The following is a 17,287-nucleotide window of genomic DNA, read 5'->3' as shown; positions in this document are numbered from 1 at the left end:
GTGCAATGGTTGAAGTTGCTGTCTTTCGGGCCGTCTATGAACACGCGCTCTTTTTTGCAGGACTTGGATCCTCGTTCAAAACTTATCTTTACAGCGACATATTTATCTTTGGTTACCATTTCAAATGATCTAGTCAGCGTGGTTTTCTATGCAATCGTTGGGTTGTTGTTGGTTCTCGCCGCCCGATTGCCCCTAACTTATTTATGGAACGGTCTGCAGGGTTTGCTCCCCCTTCTGCTCACGCTGTTTTGTTTCCACATCCTGTTAGGCGATCTTAAACATGCAATTCTTCTGCCTTGCAAACTCATTTTTTTTATCACAACGGCTATAGCGCTCAGTGCAACGACTCCCCTGACCAAGCTGGCTGACGGACTAGCGTCCATCCTACGCCCGCTTACTCGCATTCGATTTCCGGTTCAGAATTTCGTATTTATGATCTCGGTGGCCTTCCGGTTTATTCCTCTCTTTATTGATGAAGTCGACTCCATGTTGAAATCCCAAAAAGTGAAACACGCGCGTTATAAAGGCGAAGGCCTTCGAACCACATTACAATCTCTTCTTCAGCTTCTCGTCGCGCTGTTCGTTGCCGTGCTTCGCCGTGCAAACCAACTGGCTCTCGCGATGGACGCTCGCTGTTACTTACCGGGAAATAAAATCCGGGCACGCCGTTTACAGTTTAGTTGGCGCGATTGGTTGACGATCATTTCTGCGCTGGCTCTGCTTCTGATCCATGTGCTGTTGAAAGGAGAAGTTTTTGAACGATGAATCCCATGAATAATTACTGGTTAAAGCCCGTATGTCCAGAAGTTTCAGAGATTAACACCCGTTTTGGAGCGGCCCAATTTGCCACAAGAAAAATGATTACGGTCGCTTTTCTTGCCGCGCTATCCGCCATTTTTCAATCCATGGGAGGGTTATTGCCAGGGATAGGCTACTTGATTAGTCCTCTCGCCACAGCTCCCATTGTGTTAAGTACGATCCTTTCCGTCGGTTCCGGTCTGACCGCCTATTTGCTCACGATGTTGCTTCTCTTTTTTATCCAACCAAGCGAACTGATCGTTTTTCCTTTCACGACAGGCTTATTGGGGCTTGGGGTTGGCGGTTCGCTGATATATTTGAAAATACGTTTGCCGGTCGTGATTACCGGGTCGTTGTCTTTGTGGGCGGGAATCCTTTTGTTGCTATACGTTTTTCGATTTCCTGTACTGGGCCCGGCAGTTTCATCTACATTCAGCCTGAGTACGATCACCATCGTTTATGTGTTCTCGCTTTTCTACAGCTGGCTTTGGGTAGAAATAAGCAGGTATTTCATTAAAAAAATAAGTAAAGGGATTACTTGAATAAGACTGGGCAATCGAATCATAAAAGGTGAAATAGCCGAATTCATTAGTAAATACAGGTTCTTATCAATATGGGCTTCTGCTTGTTTGATCCGTTCATGCAAAGCAAGCAAATCATTCGGATGCTTCCTCAAGTGTATTTACATATCACCATATAATATGGTCGGGTGACACAAATCTATTTAAGCTATACTAAATATAAAAGGATGAATTAACCATAAATCCATAATTAAATCATCAGATGTTATGCCAATAGAAAGTATAATGTGAATGCTGATGAAAGCCTATAGACTTATAAAAGGGATTATCAGAAATAACATATGCTTTCTTAGCACCTAAGGAACAGCTTCTTTTTAATGCTTCTAAAACCACCGCTTTACCAAGTCCTTTATGTCGGTACTCTGGAATCGTACATACTGGTTCAACATAAGCATAATCCGTTTTCTGACTATACCATAAGCCGCAGTATGCAACATATTCCCCATCTTCATTTTCTGCAACAATATGTAAAAATGGATTCATATTCGCTGCTGACAACATTTTTTGTTGCTTATGAATAGTAATTTCATCAACGGGCACATGTCCTTCATGGTCAAATGCCTTCCATAGTAATTTCTGATGCTTATATAAATCATGTTTTACGTTGAGATTTTTCATTGTTATGCCTTCAGGAGTTATGTAATCAAGACTAACATTCTCTAGTTCAAGTTCAAGTACATTTTCAGTCTGATCATTCTTCACAAATTTCTTGCTGCGTAATAAGTCTAGAGTGTGAGTATCCGCATCATTCACCGCAATCCCAAGGCCTTTTTCATTACTAAAAGTAGCAATGGCATATTCCAGTATATCTTTTTCCAATTCTCTATACCCTTGTTTAGCTGCAAAAAATGCTTCGCCGAAATAATGGTCATAAGTTGTTATACCTACTATCTCGTCATTACAATACCACAAGCCAATCTTATCCATTAAGTCACTATTAAAGTCAGGATGAAAAAACATCCATTCCCACCTTGCCCAATTCCAATTTATATGTTTACGGTCATCCTTTGATAATTCAATCAAAAACTCACAAACTTTATCATAATAAGAATTATCGAAGTTTCTAAAATCAATTTTCATTTCAATCCCCCATAAAACAAAAAAATTTTACGACACAATAAAATACGAATGCATTTCAAAGGCCATACATAAATTATACCGCTGATTTCCAATAGATAGAAAATAAAGTTCAATTATAACTGAAGTAATCTACTCCGGTGGCCATTCACGAAACGCCCCAGCCTTTTGTCGACAAGAACATCAGCGACGACGTAGTGACATCAAGAGTCAAAACTGCCTCAAGATCCTCCAATTTATCAAAAACCTTCTTCAGCCATTCCTCGTCCAACCATAAATTAGGGTTGCTCATCTCTCTTTCCGCAGGATGACCTGTGGCAAACGTATCTACGCCGTCCTTACTTCCAAAGTAGAAATCCACAATCTTTAAAGACTTGTTTTCGGCGGTAATCAGCATTTTACTTCCCATTCCTGAACCTTCAAATTGAAATGCCAATTCAAGATAACAAAGGTTATCTTCTGTATGTTGTAATTTGGCTTGTTCAAACTCATTTTTCAAACCGTAATTAATAGAATTCCCACTTTGTAAATCCTGTTTTTGCGTTATCTCCAACATTTTATCTGCGAATTTTCGTAGGTCCTTGTTCGAAATATATTTTTCAAAAAGGATTTTTTCTTGCTCTGCAACTGCACCGTTAAATAAGTTTACAAATGCCTTCCCAAACTCTATAATCGTTTCGTCATCTGCATTACTAAGATGTTCACCTTGAATAGAAAAGTCTTGATTCGCAAGTTGGTTTAGTATACCTTTTGTCTTTTTCTCGTGGGATGCCTTACTGGTTTCAGCTGGAACTGATTGAGTTTCTTTGCTTAATGCTTTGTCTTTTATATCATGGGTTTGTTTGCATCCTGTGAGTGCCAATAGCGAAGATATCATAAAAATCAATATTGTCTTTTTCATATCAGAACCTCCTGCATCAAACATAAGAAAACTTTACCCCACATAATTCTAATCTTAAGCAATAGTGAATCCGCTGCTTCGATATCCTTCTAGCAATCAAGGAACATCAGTGTATGATATCACCCGACTACAGCTTCCTTGCTTTAAAAATGGCTGTTAACGGAACCATTTGCGATTTTTTGTTCCAATCGCTAATTTCGCCTGTTAGTTGCAAAGTTTCGTCGTTTGTCTGCTCAATCAACTGCTCAATTACAAAACCTGCCTTCGCCAAGGCGTTTACGTAAGTTGATATTTTACGGGAGCAAAGTAAAACATTTTTCCCGTCAAGATCTCGCTCAGACCATGTTTCATCAAAATAGCTATTTTTAAAAAAGGCTTTTCCCTCTTCGAATGCCACGCATATATGGATAGGATGCGACCAACTGAATATAAATACGCCATCCTTTTTTAAATATGAGGCAACCCTATTAAATGTACCCTGTATATCCGTTGTCCAGCCAATTGCATAAATTGAATAAACATAATCAAAATAATCGGTTGGTAGTCCGTGTTCCTCTTCCATTGCCCCACAAATCAGCTTAGCTGCATAGCCACTTTCTGAAAGGCGCTTCGCTGCTTTCTCAATTTGGTTTTTAGAAATATCTAATCCCCATAGCTCAGTGGCATTGTTATTGCCATGATATTTAAGAGATTCACCGTTGCCGCACCCAATATCTAAAAGTTTTTTGCCTGCTACATCACCAAATAAGTTTAATTCATTTTCCGTTAAAGTATTACAACCGTAATAAGGCAGTACAATTGCTTCTAAAAAATCATTACCGTTCTCGTCCCAATAAATCTTATTTGTGTTATGTATATTGCTAAAAGTTTTGTTCATATGATTGCCTCCACGTAATATAATGATCTTACTTCACAATCTGCTCCTCGAATTGCCTCTCTGAAAAGCCTGTTAAACAAATTCTCTTCTACAAAGTCAAAGACCTTTGTCAAAGCAGTATGAATCTTTATCATAACCATTATGTTCATAAAAGGCATGGGCATCTGTGCGTTTGAATCCACTACATAAGATTATGGTTGAAATCCCTTTCCTTTTGGAATAATCCTCCACATATTTAAGCAGTTTTGTTCCTATTCCTTTATTCTGGAGTTCTATTTGCACAGCAAGACCCTGGATGTGTAAGTAACCAATTTCATCTCCAAATGATAACGCCTGTACCGTTGTAATAAAACCAACCACTTTATTTTCAAATAATGCTACAAATGTTTTATAGTTCCCATCTTTATTCATTCTCTCTAGCGTAACGGAAAAATTATCAAGATTAACCTTGCGGTTTCCTAACACATTAATCCATAATGTTACTACCTCAGGATAATCATTTACTTCAATTTCACGTATTATAACTTCCATATTCACACCGCCCAATATATTTAATTACAAAGGATTCGAACTATTTTTATCCCGACGATTTCAGGTAACGTTCTTAGTTGACTCTTCTTTGAGCAAGCTTCCTAATTTCAATGATCTTCTAAATAAGAATTTGTTAGTAAGCCAATTATTTGAACTACTTCAGCTTCTGCTACTCTTTTAGGTCCTTGCATAAAATATCCCTTCAACCCTACTTCTAATGTTCTTCTATGTCGAGCTCTAGAAATAGAACCCACATCCTTGCTGTTCCACTTGAGTTTACTTGTTTGTTTCATCCATAATAAGATTACCGTATTCATCCTCAAATTCTGGGTGTATCACTCTTAAATCTGTTGAATTTTTCATAAAATCCGATTCTATAGCAAAGTCACTTCTATATCCTTGAGTAGGAAGATTTCGTATACCACCTTCTTCAGGTGTATAAAAACAATTCTGTACAAGAAAAATCTAGAGGATGTTTTCTTATTGTTTCATAAGGAACCCACATAAGTATATCTTCCTTTCTTTTTTATAATGCTTTGCTTTAGGCAATTGCGTATAACGCGCGAACCCGAGAGGCTTAAAGGAGAGCCAGCGACTGGGTTCGACGGACTTAGCCTCACAAGGTTGTGAGTTGAATTCACTTCTCTTGTTCCCCGAAGCGTAGATACGATGTTATACGATGGACCTTTTGAGTAAAGCACCCTATTCTTTATTCCATTTTGTCTTGTTTATTTCTTCTTTTATTTCAAAGCTTATTTCAAACCTATTTCGTACACATTGGTAAGGCTGCTACGTAATATAATACATCATATCAATTTGTTACCCATTGGAAAAATCCAATGGCGGTGACCAGATCACTCAAGTAGTGTATGAGTGGCTCAAGTCGGTGAGTAGAGATAAGGAATGAAGTAAGGGACAGTATAAGGAAGAACATAAAATAAGCCGAAGCGTGTAATACTGAGGCTTCGGCTTATTTTAGTTCAATTCAAGGTTGTTTCGCTTTATGGACATTCGGCTTTTCGCTTTCTCCATCTGATCTCATCGAATGACTCAGCAAGGATACAGTGAGTTGAATGCCATCCCGTAGCCCTTGCATGTACAGCAGCTCATTCTGTATCCCTTTGCTTATGATATGATGATTCTCCCACTCTGCATATTCAGGCATCCGCTTCACGTCCTTGCCTGCAAACAACGCTTCAAACGTCTCGTCTGCTTCCCCACATACCTGACTTAATTCAGGATCATGTTCGATTCGTGCAGACACTTCATCCAGTCTGCTTTGAATCGCTTGTTGAAACCACGGTGGAAATTCCATTGTTTTGCCTCCCCTACCTCTCATTTACAGTACTCATCGTGCAACCCGATTACGTCTCGCTTTCATGTCTTCATATCGGGCTACCAGTTCATCGACCCTTCGGCTCTGTGCCAGAACCTCAGGGTTATCGGATAACGGAATCGACTGCTTCACTGACTCTTCTCCAAGCTTATTCAGCTTTCGCCGTTCCTCCTCCAATAAGTTGTGCAACCGGCTCATCCATCCACACCTCCGATGTGTCTAAAATTCATCTTCTCTTGTTAATGCTAGAAGGAGCAGTCTTTTTAATGCGATTATCGGTTTATTTTATTTTAATTCGATATTCGCATTAAAACAACCGTAATTTCTCTTACAATTTGGATGAAATGAGGGGTGTTACTGATGAAGCATAGACAAGAACCACCTGGGAACAAAAATATTATCGGTTCCCGAGTGATAGCTATCCGGAAAAGTAGAGGGATCAAGCAAAGAGAATTCCTTGCCAGATTGCAAACATTAGGGCTAGATATCAGTCAGACCAGTCTCTCACGTCTGGAGGGTCAAGATCGTCTCGTTCAAGACTATGAAGTCGTGATGATCGCCAAAGCTTTGGAAATCTCTGTGGGGTATTTACTTGGGGAAGAAACTGAGTAAAGAAAGTAAGGTTGCACTACAGTACCATCATTCCGTACACGATCTAGCATTTCCCTCATATCTATAAGCACCATAAAATTAATAATATATCTATTCGTCAACGACCGGATCCTGGTAATTTACTGGTTACTTCTTCTATGACTGTCGGAGCAGTTACAAAAGCCAAAAAGAGGCAGTACGATAATTACTCCCTCCTTACAAGCAGACGACCTTCCAATAGATTGAGCTGATTCACGAATAATTGATTAGAGTGGAATTAAGACAAGAGTCTTCTACAAAATATTCCAAGTTCTTCTCCCGCTCATTTTGTATACAAGTAACCATTAAATGACCTTCTGCGCAAACAGAGGGAGTTAGTCATGAATGTAAGCGATTAAAATTGATAATGAAAGTTTTTATTATCAGAATATTTAGAACTTAAAGGAGGGCGTCCTTCAGCCATGTAGATGGCTGAGGGACGCCCTCTTTAAAATGTAACACAAGGAAATCTGTCTTTGGTAAAGAAAGAAGTTCTTGAACAGTATTTACCCATGTGCTGGAGTTTCTCGTTCAAAAATAATATGCTCACAGGAACATTATTTTTAGTTTGGAACAAGAGCGAAGCGAATACCTACTGTAACCATTATTTTTTAAAAAAAGTACATATTCTGTTCCGAACCTTTGAAGCCGCTGAAACGAGAAAGACGCACTTCGTGCGGACACGGACCTCCCTGAACTCGGTGAAGCGTCAGCCGTTCGGCAGAAAAAATGGAGCGTTGCGCCAACTGCTAGGATCCTGTTGCCAAGGCTTTAAAAGGCTTGAACATCACATTAAAACCGCAGGACAGCACAACAGCTACTCATTTTACGATGTTCTTAAAAAATGTTTTAATAATAATTTCAGCACATTCTTCTGGCGTATTCAAACTGGTATTGACAGAGCAACTATAGTTAATGTTTTCCGCCATTATTTTACTCTGCCAATCTGATTGATCTTCTGTTCTGTCACCACGCCCTATATTGCGTTTCCGACATATATCTAAAGGACAGTACACCTCAACTACTTCCAAAGGATACCCCTTGAAAATATCTTTGACTTTTTCATAATGTGGCTTTAATTCAGGTCTATCAACAAGTATCCCATCAATTAAAATATTCTTTCCGCTATCTGAAAATATTCTGGCTATTTGATACATCATAATTATTACTTCACTTAAATGCTCCCAATAATCTTCTTGGAGATGCTTATCGCCTATCATTTGTTCAAAAAGATCATTAGCAACGACATAAAAAAACGGTTCAGAATATGATTGAATGGCATCTACTATGGAAGTTTTACCGGAGCTTGTCACTCCATTCAAAAAGATAATTTTCCCTTTATCTATGTTTCTCATCTCCCTTAGATGGGTTAAATTAATAAACTAAGTCTATGTTGATATCTCCTCATAAAAATGCCAGTGCTCTATATAAAGGATAATAGTACCATCTTACTTGTCCCCTATGATATATTGATAAATCTACCTTAATAGTATTTGTCTGCGATTTCAATCATTTTATCGACCCATAAGTCAAAATACATTGAACCTCATTTAGGGTTCTTACGATTAACTTTAAAACACATTTATCATAACTATATTGGCTTCCAAGTTAATATTGTTCAATTAAAAGTGAAATCTCTTTTCCGCTCATCCCATTGCACCTCACCGATAATAAAAAAAGCCCCACACAAGCTTGAACTCGTGTGAAGCCTCTTATTTACTTCATATTCCCTACGACTTTTACTCTCAGTCTTGTCGCATTTCCCGGATGATAAGCCAGAGGAGTTTCTTCCACTTCCACCAACTCAACCGTCGCCGGATCAGCGCCAGCCAGTACCGCCTGTTTCACGGCTTTTTCGCGAGCATCTTTTAATGATTCCTCACGTGGCTCTGTAGAATAGATGTAAATTTGCTCATATTGTCCGCTGATTTGGGCAATACACGCCCCAATGGCGTTAGCCACGCCCCCGTTCTCAGGCTTGATCATATGGGATACCCCGCGAATGGTATCAGGGATCACGACACTGCCTCCACCTACCAACACAAGCTCAACATCGCCTGAAGATGTCTTCATTTTATCAATGGCCTGCTCAACGATGGATGCAATTTCAGCTTGCACATTTTTAGCGAAGTCTTCATCCAGATGCGCTACCAAGCTCTTATCCCCGACATCCGCGAGACCCAGCCGAACGGCAATGTCTGTTGTAGTCAGCGTATGCCCGCCAAAGACCAGCGCTTCCTGTCCAATCTTGTATCCTACGCTGTCGGGGCCAACCGTAATTTTGCCGTTCTCCGAGCGAACAATGCTTCCGCCGCCCAGCCCAACGGAGATAATATCCGGCATGCGGAAATTAGTGCGAATATCGCCAACCTCGACCGCAACCGAGGATTCTCTCGGGAAGCCGTCCTGCAAAACCCCGATGTCCGATGTCGTCCCGCCCACGTCGAGAACCATCGTATCTTTGATCTTCGCCAAATAAGAGGCACCGCGTATGCTGTTCGTTGGCCCGCATGCAATGGTTAGGATCGGAAATTGTTTAGCGAAATCTATCGACATTAAGGTACCGTCATTCTGGCATAAAAACACCGCTGCGTCTGTGATGCCTTCTTCTTCTAACGCCTGCACAAATCCTTGGGTCGTCGTTTCAATAACCTTACACAAGGCTGCATTGAGTATGGTCGCATTTTCCCGTTCGATTAAACCGACAGAACCGATCAGGGATGAGCAGGAAACAGGGAATCCCGCTCCATACACTTGATGGATGAGATCGCGAACCTGGAGCTCCTGATCATTTTTAATGGATGAAAACACCCCGATGACTGCGATGGACTCGACACTGCTCCGCCATTTCTCTAATAGAGCTGTAATTTCAGCTTCATCGACTTCTCCAAGCACTTGGCCGTCATATTCATATCCGCCATGAACGAGAGCATATTTACCCGACAGCTTCTGAACCATATCCTCAGGCCAAGACGTGTACGGAGCAACGGAAGCCGTTGCCGGGTAACCCAGACGAATGACGCCGACTTGGGCCAGCTTTTTGCGCTCAACAATGGCATTCGTGCACTGTGTTGTACCTAACATAGCATGCGTTATTTGGGTTTTATCAATTTTCGATTCCTGCAGTAAATTCCGGAGCGAGGTTTCAATACCCGCTTTAATATCCAGGCTTGTTGGTGATTTCACCGCATGAATCAAATGATAATTCTCATCCAAAATGATGGCATCCGTATTGGTGCCGCCTACATCGATCCCGATTCTATACATTCTCAACCACCGCCTTTTTCACCAAATCCTCAATAGGAACATAATCGTAATCATACCCGAAGTATCTTGGTCCTGCCGTCTGGATCCCTTTTTCCGTTCTCCACTTTTCATGTGCAGGCAGTCCGACCACCCGTACGCGCTTCCCATATTTCAGGCTCTCCGTGGTCACTGGCAACAAGGTTTCGTAATCGACCAGACAGATTAAATCCGGGGTGATTGCAGCGACTTGACCGTTCTTTTCGGCAACCAGGTTTTCATTTTGAAAATGAACTTTCATCTCTCCGCCTTTAAACGCCTCGATTCCTTCGAGATGCATTCGTCCAAGATTAAATCCGCCCTTGGTTTCCCGGATGACATCCACGATTTTACCTTGGAAAAGTTCATAGCCGGACACAAGGTTCAGCAGTTCTTGAAGCTTATCGCCCGCGTCCCGATTCTTCGATGTAATGATTTCTCCAATCTGTTCGGAGAGGGTCACAATATGATGAACGCCGCTTTGCTTTATTTGAGCACCCGTTGCCGGGTACAGGCTTACCAGAGCACTTGCGCCCATTTCAACCGTGGCCACTCTGGCGAGCCGTTCCGTCCATTTATTATCAATGGTCTCAAAGATGCCGATGTTCCCTTTTTCATCCGAAATCGCCATCGGTGTCGCCGGAATGCCGTCCAGGTTAAACGTCACCATTTGAAGCTCCGGGAACGCCCGCCCCATACCGTCACAGTCGATCAGAGGCAAGCCCAGCTGCGCCGCAACGACGATGGGAATCATGGAATTGACGCCTCCTGCTTCCATCGGAAACGTGCCGGCGATCTGATCTTTTCCCAAGTAATTCGCTAATTTTTGGAACACCTTAACAAACTCGTCCCCTTTAGGGAATTTCTCCACTAATACGGAAGGCGCCCCCATCATCGCGGCCGGAATGAAAAAGTCCTCATCCTTAATCTCATCGACTGAGCACAGTTTTACAGGTCCAAACTTCTCAATGGCCGAGAGAGCCATCAATTTTCCGATGTAAGGGTCTCCCCCTCCGCCGGTTCCCAGAAATGCTGCGCCGACGGCGATGTTTTCAACAGCTGCTTTATCTAAATATCTCATTCATTTCCCCTCCAATGTAACTGCCTTCTGAGCCGATAAACGATAGCCTGCATAATACACGACAAAAGAAATAACAATCCCGATCAACGGCTGATTCGGTACCTGCGGCAAGCTTGGGAACAAGGATAACACAACAGGGGTACTAGCAATAACCGCGCCCAATAGCCAGGAAACGACGCCAAGTGTATTCACGCCTTCGACCTCATGCCAGCGGCTCTTATCCCCTTTGCCAAGCGCCCAGTAAGATGCGATCATCACGCCTGCAACCGGCGGAATCATGGCCGACAGGATGGACATGATCGGAGTAAAATAGTTCAGTATACCGACGACGGCCAATACGGTCCCAATGGTTCCCGCGATGCCGACGGCCCATTTCTCTTTTTCCTTCGATACGTTGAACACGTTAATCAAGGCAAATCCGCCTGAAATAGCGTTAACGAGGTTCGTCTTCCACGTAGCCAGGATCAGAACCACGCCGCCAACAAACGGAGTCGTGATGCTCAAAAAGGTTGCTGTAATATCGCTGGTTTGGTAAGCAATCGTCAGGACAGCTCCTGCACCGATCATCAGCAAGCCTGCCGGAACAATCCCGAATAGAGCGGCTTTCAGGACATCGGACCGTTTTTTTGAAAATTGCGAATAATCTCCTGCGATGACTGCACCCAGGGCAAATGAACCCAGCGTTATCGCCAGCCCATCCGTAAAGGTCATAGCTCCCTCAGGCTTATAATTCTGAATGATCTGCAGTGAGTCACCGGTCAAAGCTTCGATAAGACCATATATGCTGATTCCCACCAATAAAGGAACGGCAATATAGCTGATGACGCGCAGCACTTTAACGCCATAGATCGCCGAGACCACCATCACAAGACCGCAGATAAGAGAAGCCAGCGGAACCGGGACATTCATTCCACCTACGGCTAACAAATTGGCCAAGGCCGCACCGCACACATTCGCCTGAATTCCGAACCATCCAAGGCACGCAATGGCGAGGATGATCGAAAGAATCGCCCGAGACCCTTTTTTGCCAAACACCTGACCTGCAACCTGAACCGTCGGCCTTCCTAAATCCGTGCTTTGAATACCCTGCAAAATCATGAGCAGCACAATAATGGAATAACCTGCTAACGTGACAAGCAATGCCTTCGATAGTCCCATGCCTGCAATAAGCGCATTCCCTACCAACAAACTCGGGATGCTGATTACCGCGCCAGCCCAGATGATCCCGAGACTGAACCAGGATTGATGCTCTTTAACGGCTTTCATATGATCCCCCCAATCCTGTTCGTTCGAATATTGTTTTCTTATTGTAAAAGATGAAGTAGGTCAGCGTCTTTTTCAGAAAACAAAAAAAAATCCGATGTTTTTGTCTTATTGGACAAAACATCGGAACTTTTTAGTTATGGATGAGACGGTAGACCATGCAAGCGGTATAAACATCGTACGATTCCGAATTGATGGTCACATCATATCCTATGAGCTCGCAAATTTTTTTAATGCGATATTTCACCGTATTTTTGTGGACGAACAACAGCTTGCTGCAGTCATCCATATTCCCCTTCGCATCCAGAAGAAAAGTCATCAGGGTTTTCAAAGCGTCTGCGTCGTCCATAATTGGCTCCATGACGGACAAGCATTCTTCAGTGATCTCTTCCCCTTGTTTGCTGAGGTCTATGGCCCGTTTCATGGAACGGACTTCAGCCGTGGTGTATAGTTTGCGGTTATGATAGATGCGGTGAACCTCTTTTGAGACTCCGTTTACGAGCTGGTACATTCGGCGTACGTCCTGTGTGTTCCGCATTCTAGGAGAATATACGATGCTTGATATGTCAGCCATGAGACTCGTGGTTTCGATATATTCCGCTGCGATTTCAAACTCATTGTATTTATACGAACAATTCCCTAGCAAAACGACAACGCAGTGATCGATCGTTTGAATGACCGCGGTTTTATAATATTGCGAGAGATGCGCTTTTAAGTCTTCCCTTATCCTTCTTTCCTCCGACAAATCCCGAATGTAAACGAGCCACATCATCTGGATGGCGGAAACGTCAATATAGAGCAAACTGGCCAATCTGCGCATTTTTTCGCTTTCATCATTCACGATGGCTTTAACCAAAGCGTATTCGCTGACCTCGTTATGCTTATCTCCCCACAAATTGATGGCCACCTGCACCACCTCGCTGATTTGATCCATCGTCTTCGGAGGCAGCTTCGTATTCTCTTTAATGAGAAACAGGTAAAGGACCTCCCCGTTTTTTTGATGAACACGTTTGTAATCAACAAAGCAGGACGAATCCAGCTCTTCTCCTTCTCCCATTCTGCCGTTCAAAATGGAAGGCGCCATGGACCGGATTAGATTCGCAACATCGAGCGATGAATTGCGCGGCCACATGACACGATTGATGATATCCAGGTTGCTGTTTGTCAGAACGATGTTCGCTTTCATCCGGTCCGACAGCAGTTTAAGGGTAATTTCCACGCTTCGCAAATGTTCCGGCAGCAGCGAGACCTTTTCCAGTGATTCATTCACGAAATGCTCATTCACATTCTGATTGCTTACGATTGCCTCCATGACTTCATAAATGACTTCATTATACCTAAGCGAGTAATCGTTTCTCGGCATGCAAATGATAATAAAATTCAGAGATTCGGCCAGCTCGAGCACTTCATCGGCTATATCTGGCATGATAATGCCAACATAGTACAAAATCAATCCCACTTCACCAAGGTCATGCAAATATTGAACCGTTTTGCATTGCTGTTCCACGCTGTCCTTAATGGAATAAAAAGAGCTAATGACCAGCTCTTCGGCATACCACTCTTCTTGAACGGTTTGAATAATTTGCGAGAAGAAATTGACATCCGCCACCTCTAAAACAGATAAAGAGGAAACGGTCTGATGAAGCCTGCTTGTTCCAGTGACCACCTGAGCTCCTCTAAATGAAGGCAGCTGCAGTAAATCTTTAACGGTTACCCCAATTCAACCACCACTTTTTTGTTCGATTCAAGCTGGTCGCATAACGATGCAGCCTAAGATAGGCTTCATTAACATTAGTATAACCCTCATTATGATAAGCAACCAAGTATGTTCCTTTGCCAACTATGAAATTTTTTGCATACTCGGCCTGGCCCATTAAGATGCTGAGTCAAAAATCGACTCGTACAAATATTCATCCCCTGTTAAGGATTTCTTATAACGCACCCGCATTCACGATGCGTCCCGGTCTTAGATAGCATTTATCTTAGGCCGGGTCGCGTAGCGTCTGAATCATAACCTTCATTAAACTAAGTCTCCATATATCTTCTTACTCGAATTTATATAACCAACTATATAAAATGAACTAAAGTTTAACCTTGCTTCTCCTTGATTCCATCTGGAATACAGCGAAGTGCTTTCCTTTCTTTAGTTTTTTCACAGGGAGTCTTAGCACCGTTGGCCGCGATGCGGTTAGTCATTGCGGATGTGTCCGCCTGATCCAATTTCTCCGAACTCGGGAGGACCAAAGGGCGTAAGCCCCAAAGCGTGAATAAATTGTTATGCGATGTCTTATGCCCTCTGCGACTTATCTTAACATTTATAAAAAAATCATTCTGCTCTATCTTTAGGATATCCATGTTTAGCCCTGTAATGTTTTCTTTCCTCGGTAAAATCCCACCATTGCTTTTCACTGCTATTTTTAATAGCGTAATGTATAATTAATCTAAATTGATCCTCAACACAAGGGTCAATCCTTTCCCCATATAGTTCTTCTAAATCCTCAAATAATCTAGCACCATTTTTATCTCTTAATTCATCCAAAGAATAATAACCTAACATTAATAAATCCTTTGCAAATTTTGGTCCGATCGAAGGTACACTTTGAAATTCCGATAATGCCTTAATTTCCTTCGCTCTATATTCTGGAACTTTCAGAATAGAACACAATTCGTTAGGTGTTATATTATGAATTTCGCTTATGAGTATTTTATTTCTCCTCAGCTCTTTTCTCTCAGAGATAGTCAAATCAAGCTTTGGAATCTTGTTCTTTTTCATTCTCTCACCCCTGGCGTATAAAGTGTTTTAGCCCTTGCAATGTTCATACCCCGATTTAGCTGGTTGGGCTTCGAGCCCGTATCACCGTGCCAACCTGTCGAGAGCATCTGCTTTGGGTCATAGTGTTCTAAGGAGGTTATATGAATCAACCTGTTCTAAGTATCGATATTCCGAAAGGGAAGAGTGTTGCCGCTGCTTTCTCATCTTACGGTAGTCTAGTTAAAAAGCCTTTTTCATTCTCTCATTCTCCGGATGATATTTCAGCTCTTCTTCCTTTGCTTGAGCAACTTGAAAAATCTACAACTCAGCGCCCAGATTCCCCCAATTATCATGAAAAGATACTTCCCATTTATTCAGATCTTCGAACACTTTCTTCGTTGGATGATTCCAATGATCTAAATCAACTATTTCTTTTGTTGCTTTATTGACTATAGTCTAATCAGACTATATACTATTTTTAGTCTAATTAGACCATAATAATGATGTAATGGAGTGAAGACTAAATGATACAGTCATTTTTAATGTTGGGTCAGTCGAATATGGCGGGCCGTGGATTTTTGCATGATGTTGATCCTATCTATAATGAAAAAATAAAAATGCTGCGCAATGGACAGTGGCAGATGATGACTGAGCCGATTAATTACGACCGTCCGGTTTCCGGTGTAGGCCTAGCGGCGTCTTTTGCCGATACCTGGTCGAAAGCCAATCCCGATGAAGAAATTGGTTTGATTCCTTGTGCGGAAGGTGGCAGTTCCTTGGATGACTGGCATCCGGAAGGCGTCCTTTTTCAGCATGCTTTGTCCGAAGCCCGCTTCGCCCTGCGGTCCAGTCAAATCTGCGGAATCCTTTGGCACCAGGGTGAGAGCGACAGTCATCGTTCGCTGCATGAAACTTATTACGAGAAATTAACCCTTATCATCGAGACTCTAAGAAACGAATTGAATCTTGATGAGGCGCCGTTGATCATTGGCGGACTTGGTGATTTCCTTGGGAAGACCGGTTTCGGACAGCATGCGACAGAATATCAACAGGTCAATGAGCAATTACAGCACTTCGCCAATAAACAGAAAAATTGTTATTTTGTAACAGCAGCAGGTTTGACCGCGAATCCTGATGGCATTCATTTAGACGCGGTTTCGCAACGCAAATTCGGCTACCGCTATTTCCATGCTTTTTTGAAAAAGTGTCATGTCCTGGAACCCATCCCGGGGGAGGAGCAATCGCTAAAAGTGGAGCGCGACTATTCGAAAACAGAACAGATTTATCTTCATAGCATGGATTTGGCTTCGGGTAAAATCACGTACGCGGAATTCGAGGCGCAGATGGTGAAGGTGATGCAGCCTTGATCCCCTTACTCATCCTTGGCTTGCTCATCCAAAACCCCGGCGCTCACGGCTACGAACTATTGGCCTTAATGGAAAAACGCCATTACAAATACATTGTAAACTTCACGAAAGGCTCGTTTTATTACAATCTGCAGCAACTTGAAGAAAAAGGTTGGATTGAACAGATTCAGCAGGATCCTTCAGCCAGTGGGCGCGAAATTCGGAACTTTAAAATCACCGAATCGGGAATGGCTGAATTCGAAAAATTAATGGTCAAATACGGCACCAAATCGGAATATGTGAACCTGCAATTTTATGGGGCGCTACTCTTTGCCGATGAATACGACAAAAACAAATTGTTGGAACTGATCCAATCGCAAATCGACCAGACTAAAACCCGAATCGCTTTCCTTGATGAATACCTGTCCAGCACACAAGAACTTCCCGGCACAATTAATTACTACCGCCGAATGAACGAAAATTCCCGTTCCCATCACCTGGTTAACTTAGAGTGGTTTGAACAATTGAAAGCAGAGATAGAGGGACCTGTTGCATAATAAAAAAGAAAGCTAATCACTTTCTTTTTATTATGCAACGTATTCTGCCTTGTAAACTCGTCGGGAAGGGGATTTCAATTAAAAAGCCACTCTTCATAGATATTCTGTTTATTATTTTGATTACAAGATGTGCAAACGAAGGGCGGCCGCGATGCGGTTAGGTGGTGCGGATGTGTCCGGCTGAATATGCCTCCGTACTACTGAAATGCCTCTTCGAAACTACTTCTAACTTCAGCCGGGCTGAGGGGCGAATGCCCGAAGTGTGAATATAGTGT

18 protein-coding genes are annotated in these 17,287 nt (G+C 42.3%); 6 read left to right on the top strand and 12 right to left on the bottom strand.

The genetic code is table 11. The annotated features are described in order from the left end of the window. Both AB4124_RS23705 and AB4124_RS23700 read left to right on the top strand, forming a co-directional pair. Positions 1–765 carry an energy-coupling factor transporter transmembrane component T family protein gene (locus AB4124_RS23705; protein WP_441974376.1) on the top strand — a complete coding sequence of 255 codons (765 nt, stop codon included), beginning with the start codon at positions 1–3 and terminating at the stop codon, positions 763–765. Next, positions 762–1,340, top strand: a complete 579-nt coding sequence (locus AB4124_RS23700) for a hypothetical protein (protein WP_441974375.1) — start codon at positions 762–764, stop codon at positions 1,338–1,340. The genes AB4124_RS23705 and AB4124_RS23700 overlap by 4 nt, the downstream gene beginning before the upstream one ends. A 237-nt stretch (positions 1,341–1,577) precedes the next feature. Here the strand turns inward: AB4124_RS23700 and AB4124_RS23695 are convergent, their stop codons facing one another. From AB4124_RS23695 to AB4124_RS23670, 6 genes are all read right to left on the bottom strand, one after another. Continuing rightward, positions 1,578–2,459, bottom strand: coding sequence for a GNAT family N-acetyltransferase (locus tag AB4124_RS23695; RefSeq protein WP_441974374.1), 882 nt, complete (start codon positions 2,457–2,459; stop codon positions 1,578–1,580). A 145-nt stretch (positions 2,460–2,604) separates the two neighbouring features. Next, positions 2,605–3,357: a hypothetical protein gene (locus tag AB4124_RS23690; RefSeq protein ID WP_441974373.1), complete on the bottom strand. Its 753-nt coding sequence runs from the start codon at positions 3,355–3,357 to the stop codon at positions 2,605–2,607. 127 nt (positions 3,358–3,484) lie between these two features. Next, positions 3,485–4,234, bottom strand: a complete 750-nt coding sequence (locus AB4124_RS23685; protein WP_441974372.1) for a class I SAM-dependent methyltransferase — start codon at positions 4,232–4,234, stop codon at positions 3,485–3,487. 96 nt (positions 4,235–4,330) lie between these two features. Further along, positions 4,331–4,765 carry a GNAT family N-acetyltransferase gene (locus AB4124_RS23680; protein WP_430186760.1) on the bottom strand — a complete coding sequence of 145 codons (435 nt, stop codon included), beginning with the start codon at positions 4,763–4,765 and terminating at the stop codon, positions 4,331–4,333. Positions 4,766–5,750: 985 nt separating this feature from the next. Further along, on the bottom strand, positions 5,751–6,080 hold the full coding sequence (locus AB4124_RS23675) for a hypothetical protein (RefSeq protein ID WP_441974371.1): 330 nt from the start codon (positions 6,078–6,080) through the stop codon (positions 5,751–5,753). Positions 6,081–6,113: 33 nt separating this feature from the next. After that, positions 6,114–6,299 carry a Spo0E family sporulation regulatory protein-aspartic acid phosphatase gene (locus AB4124_RS23670; protein WP_098743599.1) on the bottom strand — a complete coding sequence of 62 codons (186 nt, stop codon included), beginning with the start codon at positions 6,297–6,299 and terminating at the stop codon, positions 6,114–6,116. 162 nt (positions 6,300–6,461) lie between these two features. On the opposite strand from AB4124_RS23670, the gene AB4124_RS23665 reads away from it, so the two are divergent. Next, the gene (locus tag AB4124_RS23665; protein ID WP_098743596.1) at positions 6,462–6,713 is read left to right on the top strand and encodes a helix-turn-helix domain-containing protein; all 252 of its coding nucleotides are present in this window, start codon (positions 6,462–6,464) and stop codon (positions 6,711–6,713) included. Positions 6,714–7,552: 839 nt separating this feature from the next. Here AB4124_RS23665 and AB4124_RS23660 read toward each other — a convergent pair. The 6 genes from AB4124_RS23660 to AB4124_RS23635 all read right to left on the bottom strand — a co-directional run bounded on the left by AB4124_RS23660 (position 7,553) and on the right by AB4124_RS23635 (position 15,130). Then, positions 7,553–8,077 carry a phosphotransferase-like protein gene (locus tag AB4124_RS23660; protein ID WP_441974481.1) on the bottom strand — a complete coding sequence of 175 codons (525 nt, stop codon included), beginning with the start codon at positions 8,075–8,077 and terminating at the stop codon, positions 7,553–7,555. 370 nt (positions 8,078–8,447) lie between these two features. Further along, complete coding sequence (locus AB4124_RS23655; protein WP_441974370.1) at positions 8,448–9,998, bottom strand: hydantoinase/oxoprolinase family protein; 1,551 nt, start codon at positions 9,996–9,998, stop codon at positions 8,448–8,450. Then, positions 9,991–11,094, bottom strand: a complete 1,104-nt coding sequence (locus AB4124_RS23650; RefSeq protein WP_379405015.1) for a DUF917 domain-containing protein — start codon at positions 11,092–11,094, stop codon at positions 9,991–9,993. The genes AB4124_RS23655 and AB4124_RS23650 overlap by 8 nt, the downstream gene beginning before the upstream one ends. Next, positions 11,095–12,360, bottom strand: coding sequence for a cytosine permease (locus tag AB4124_RS23645; RefSeq protein WP_441974369.1), 1,266 nt, complete (start codon positions 12,358–12,360; stop codon positions 11,095–11,097). Positions 12,361–12,490: 130 nt separating this feature from the next. Beyond that, positions 12,491–14,023 carry a PucR family transcriptional regulator gene (locus tag AB4124_RS23640; RefSeq protein ID WP_441974368.1) on the bottom strand — a complete coding sequence of 511 codons (1,533 nt, stop codon included), beginning with the start codon at positions 14,021–14,023 and terminating at the stop codon, positions 12,491–12,493. 660 nt (positions 14,024–14,683) lie between these two features. Next, a complete protein-coding gene (locus AB4124_RS23635) occupies positions 14,684–15,130 on the bottom strand; it encodes a helix-hairpin-helix domain-containing protein (RefSeq protein WP_441974367.1) in 447 nt (148 codons plus the stop codon). A 140-nt stretch (positions 15,131–15,270) separates the two neighbouring features. Between AB4124_RS23635 and AB4124_RS23630 the strand changes: the two genes are divergently transcribed. The 3 genes from AB4124_RS23630 to AB4124_RS23620 all read left to right on the top strand — a co-directional run bounded on the left by AB4124_RS23630 (position 15,271) and on the right by AB4124_RS23620 (position 17,012). Then, a complete protein-coding gene (locus tag AB4124_RS23630; protein ID WP_441974366.1) occupies positions 15,271–15,558 on the top strand; it encodes a hypothetical protein in 288 nt (95 codons plus the stop codon). A 75-nt stretch (positions 15,559–15,633) separates the two neighbouring features. Further along, positions 15,634–16,476, top strand: a complete 843-nt coding sequence (locus tag AB4124_RS23625) for a sialate O-acetylesterase (RefSeq protein ID WP_340390690.1) — start codon at positions 15,634–15,636, stop codon at positions 16,474–16,476. Further along, positions 16,473–17,012, top strand: coding sequence for a PadR family transcriptional regulator (locus AB4124_RS23620; RefSeq protein ID WP_379405004.1), 540 nt, complete (start codon positions 16,473–16,475; stop codon positions 17,010–17,012). The genes AB4124_RS23625 and AB4124_RS23620 overlap by 4 nt, the downstream gene beginning before the upstream one ends. Positions 17,013–17,287: the final 275 nt, after the last annotated feature.

Source organism: Paenibacillus sp. 2KB_20, assembly GCF_052115765.1.
GTDB lineage: Bacteria > Bacillota > Bacilli > Paenibacillales > Paenibacillaceae > Paenibacillus_AQ.
The sequence above is the reverse complement of the archived record's forward strand: the minus strand, read 5'-3'. Positions and strand labels throughout refer to the sequence as shown.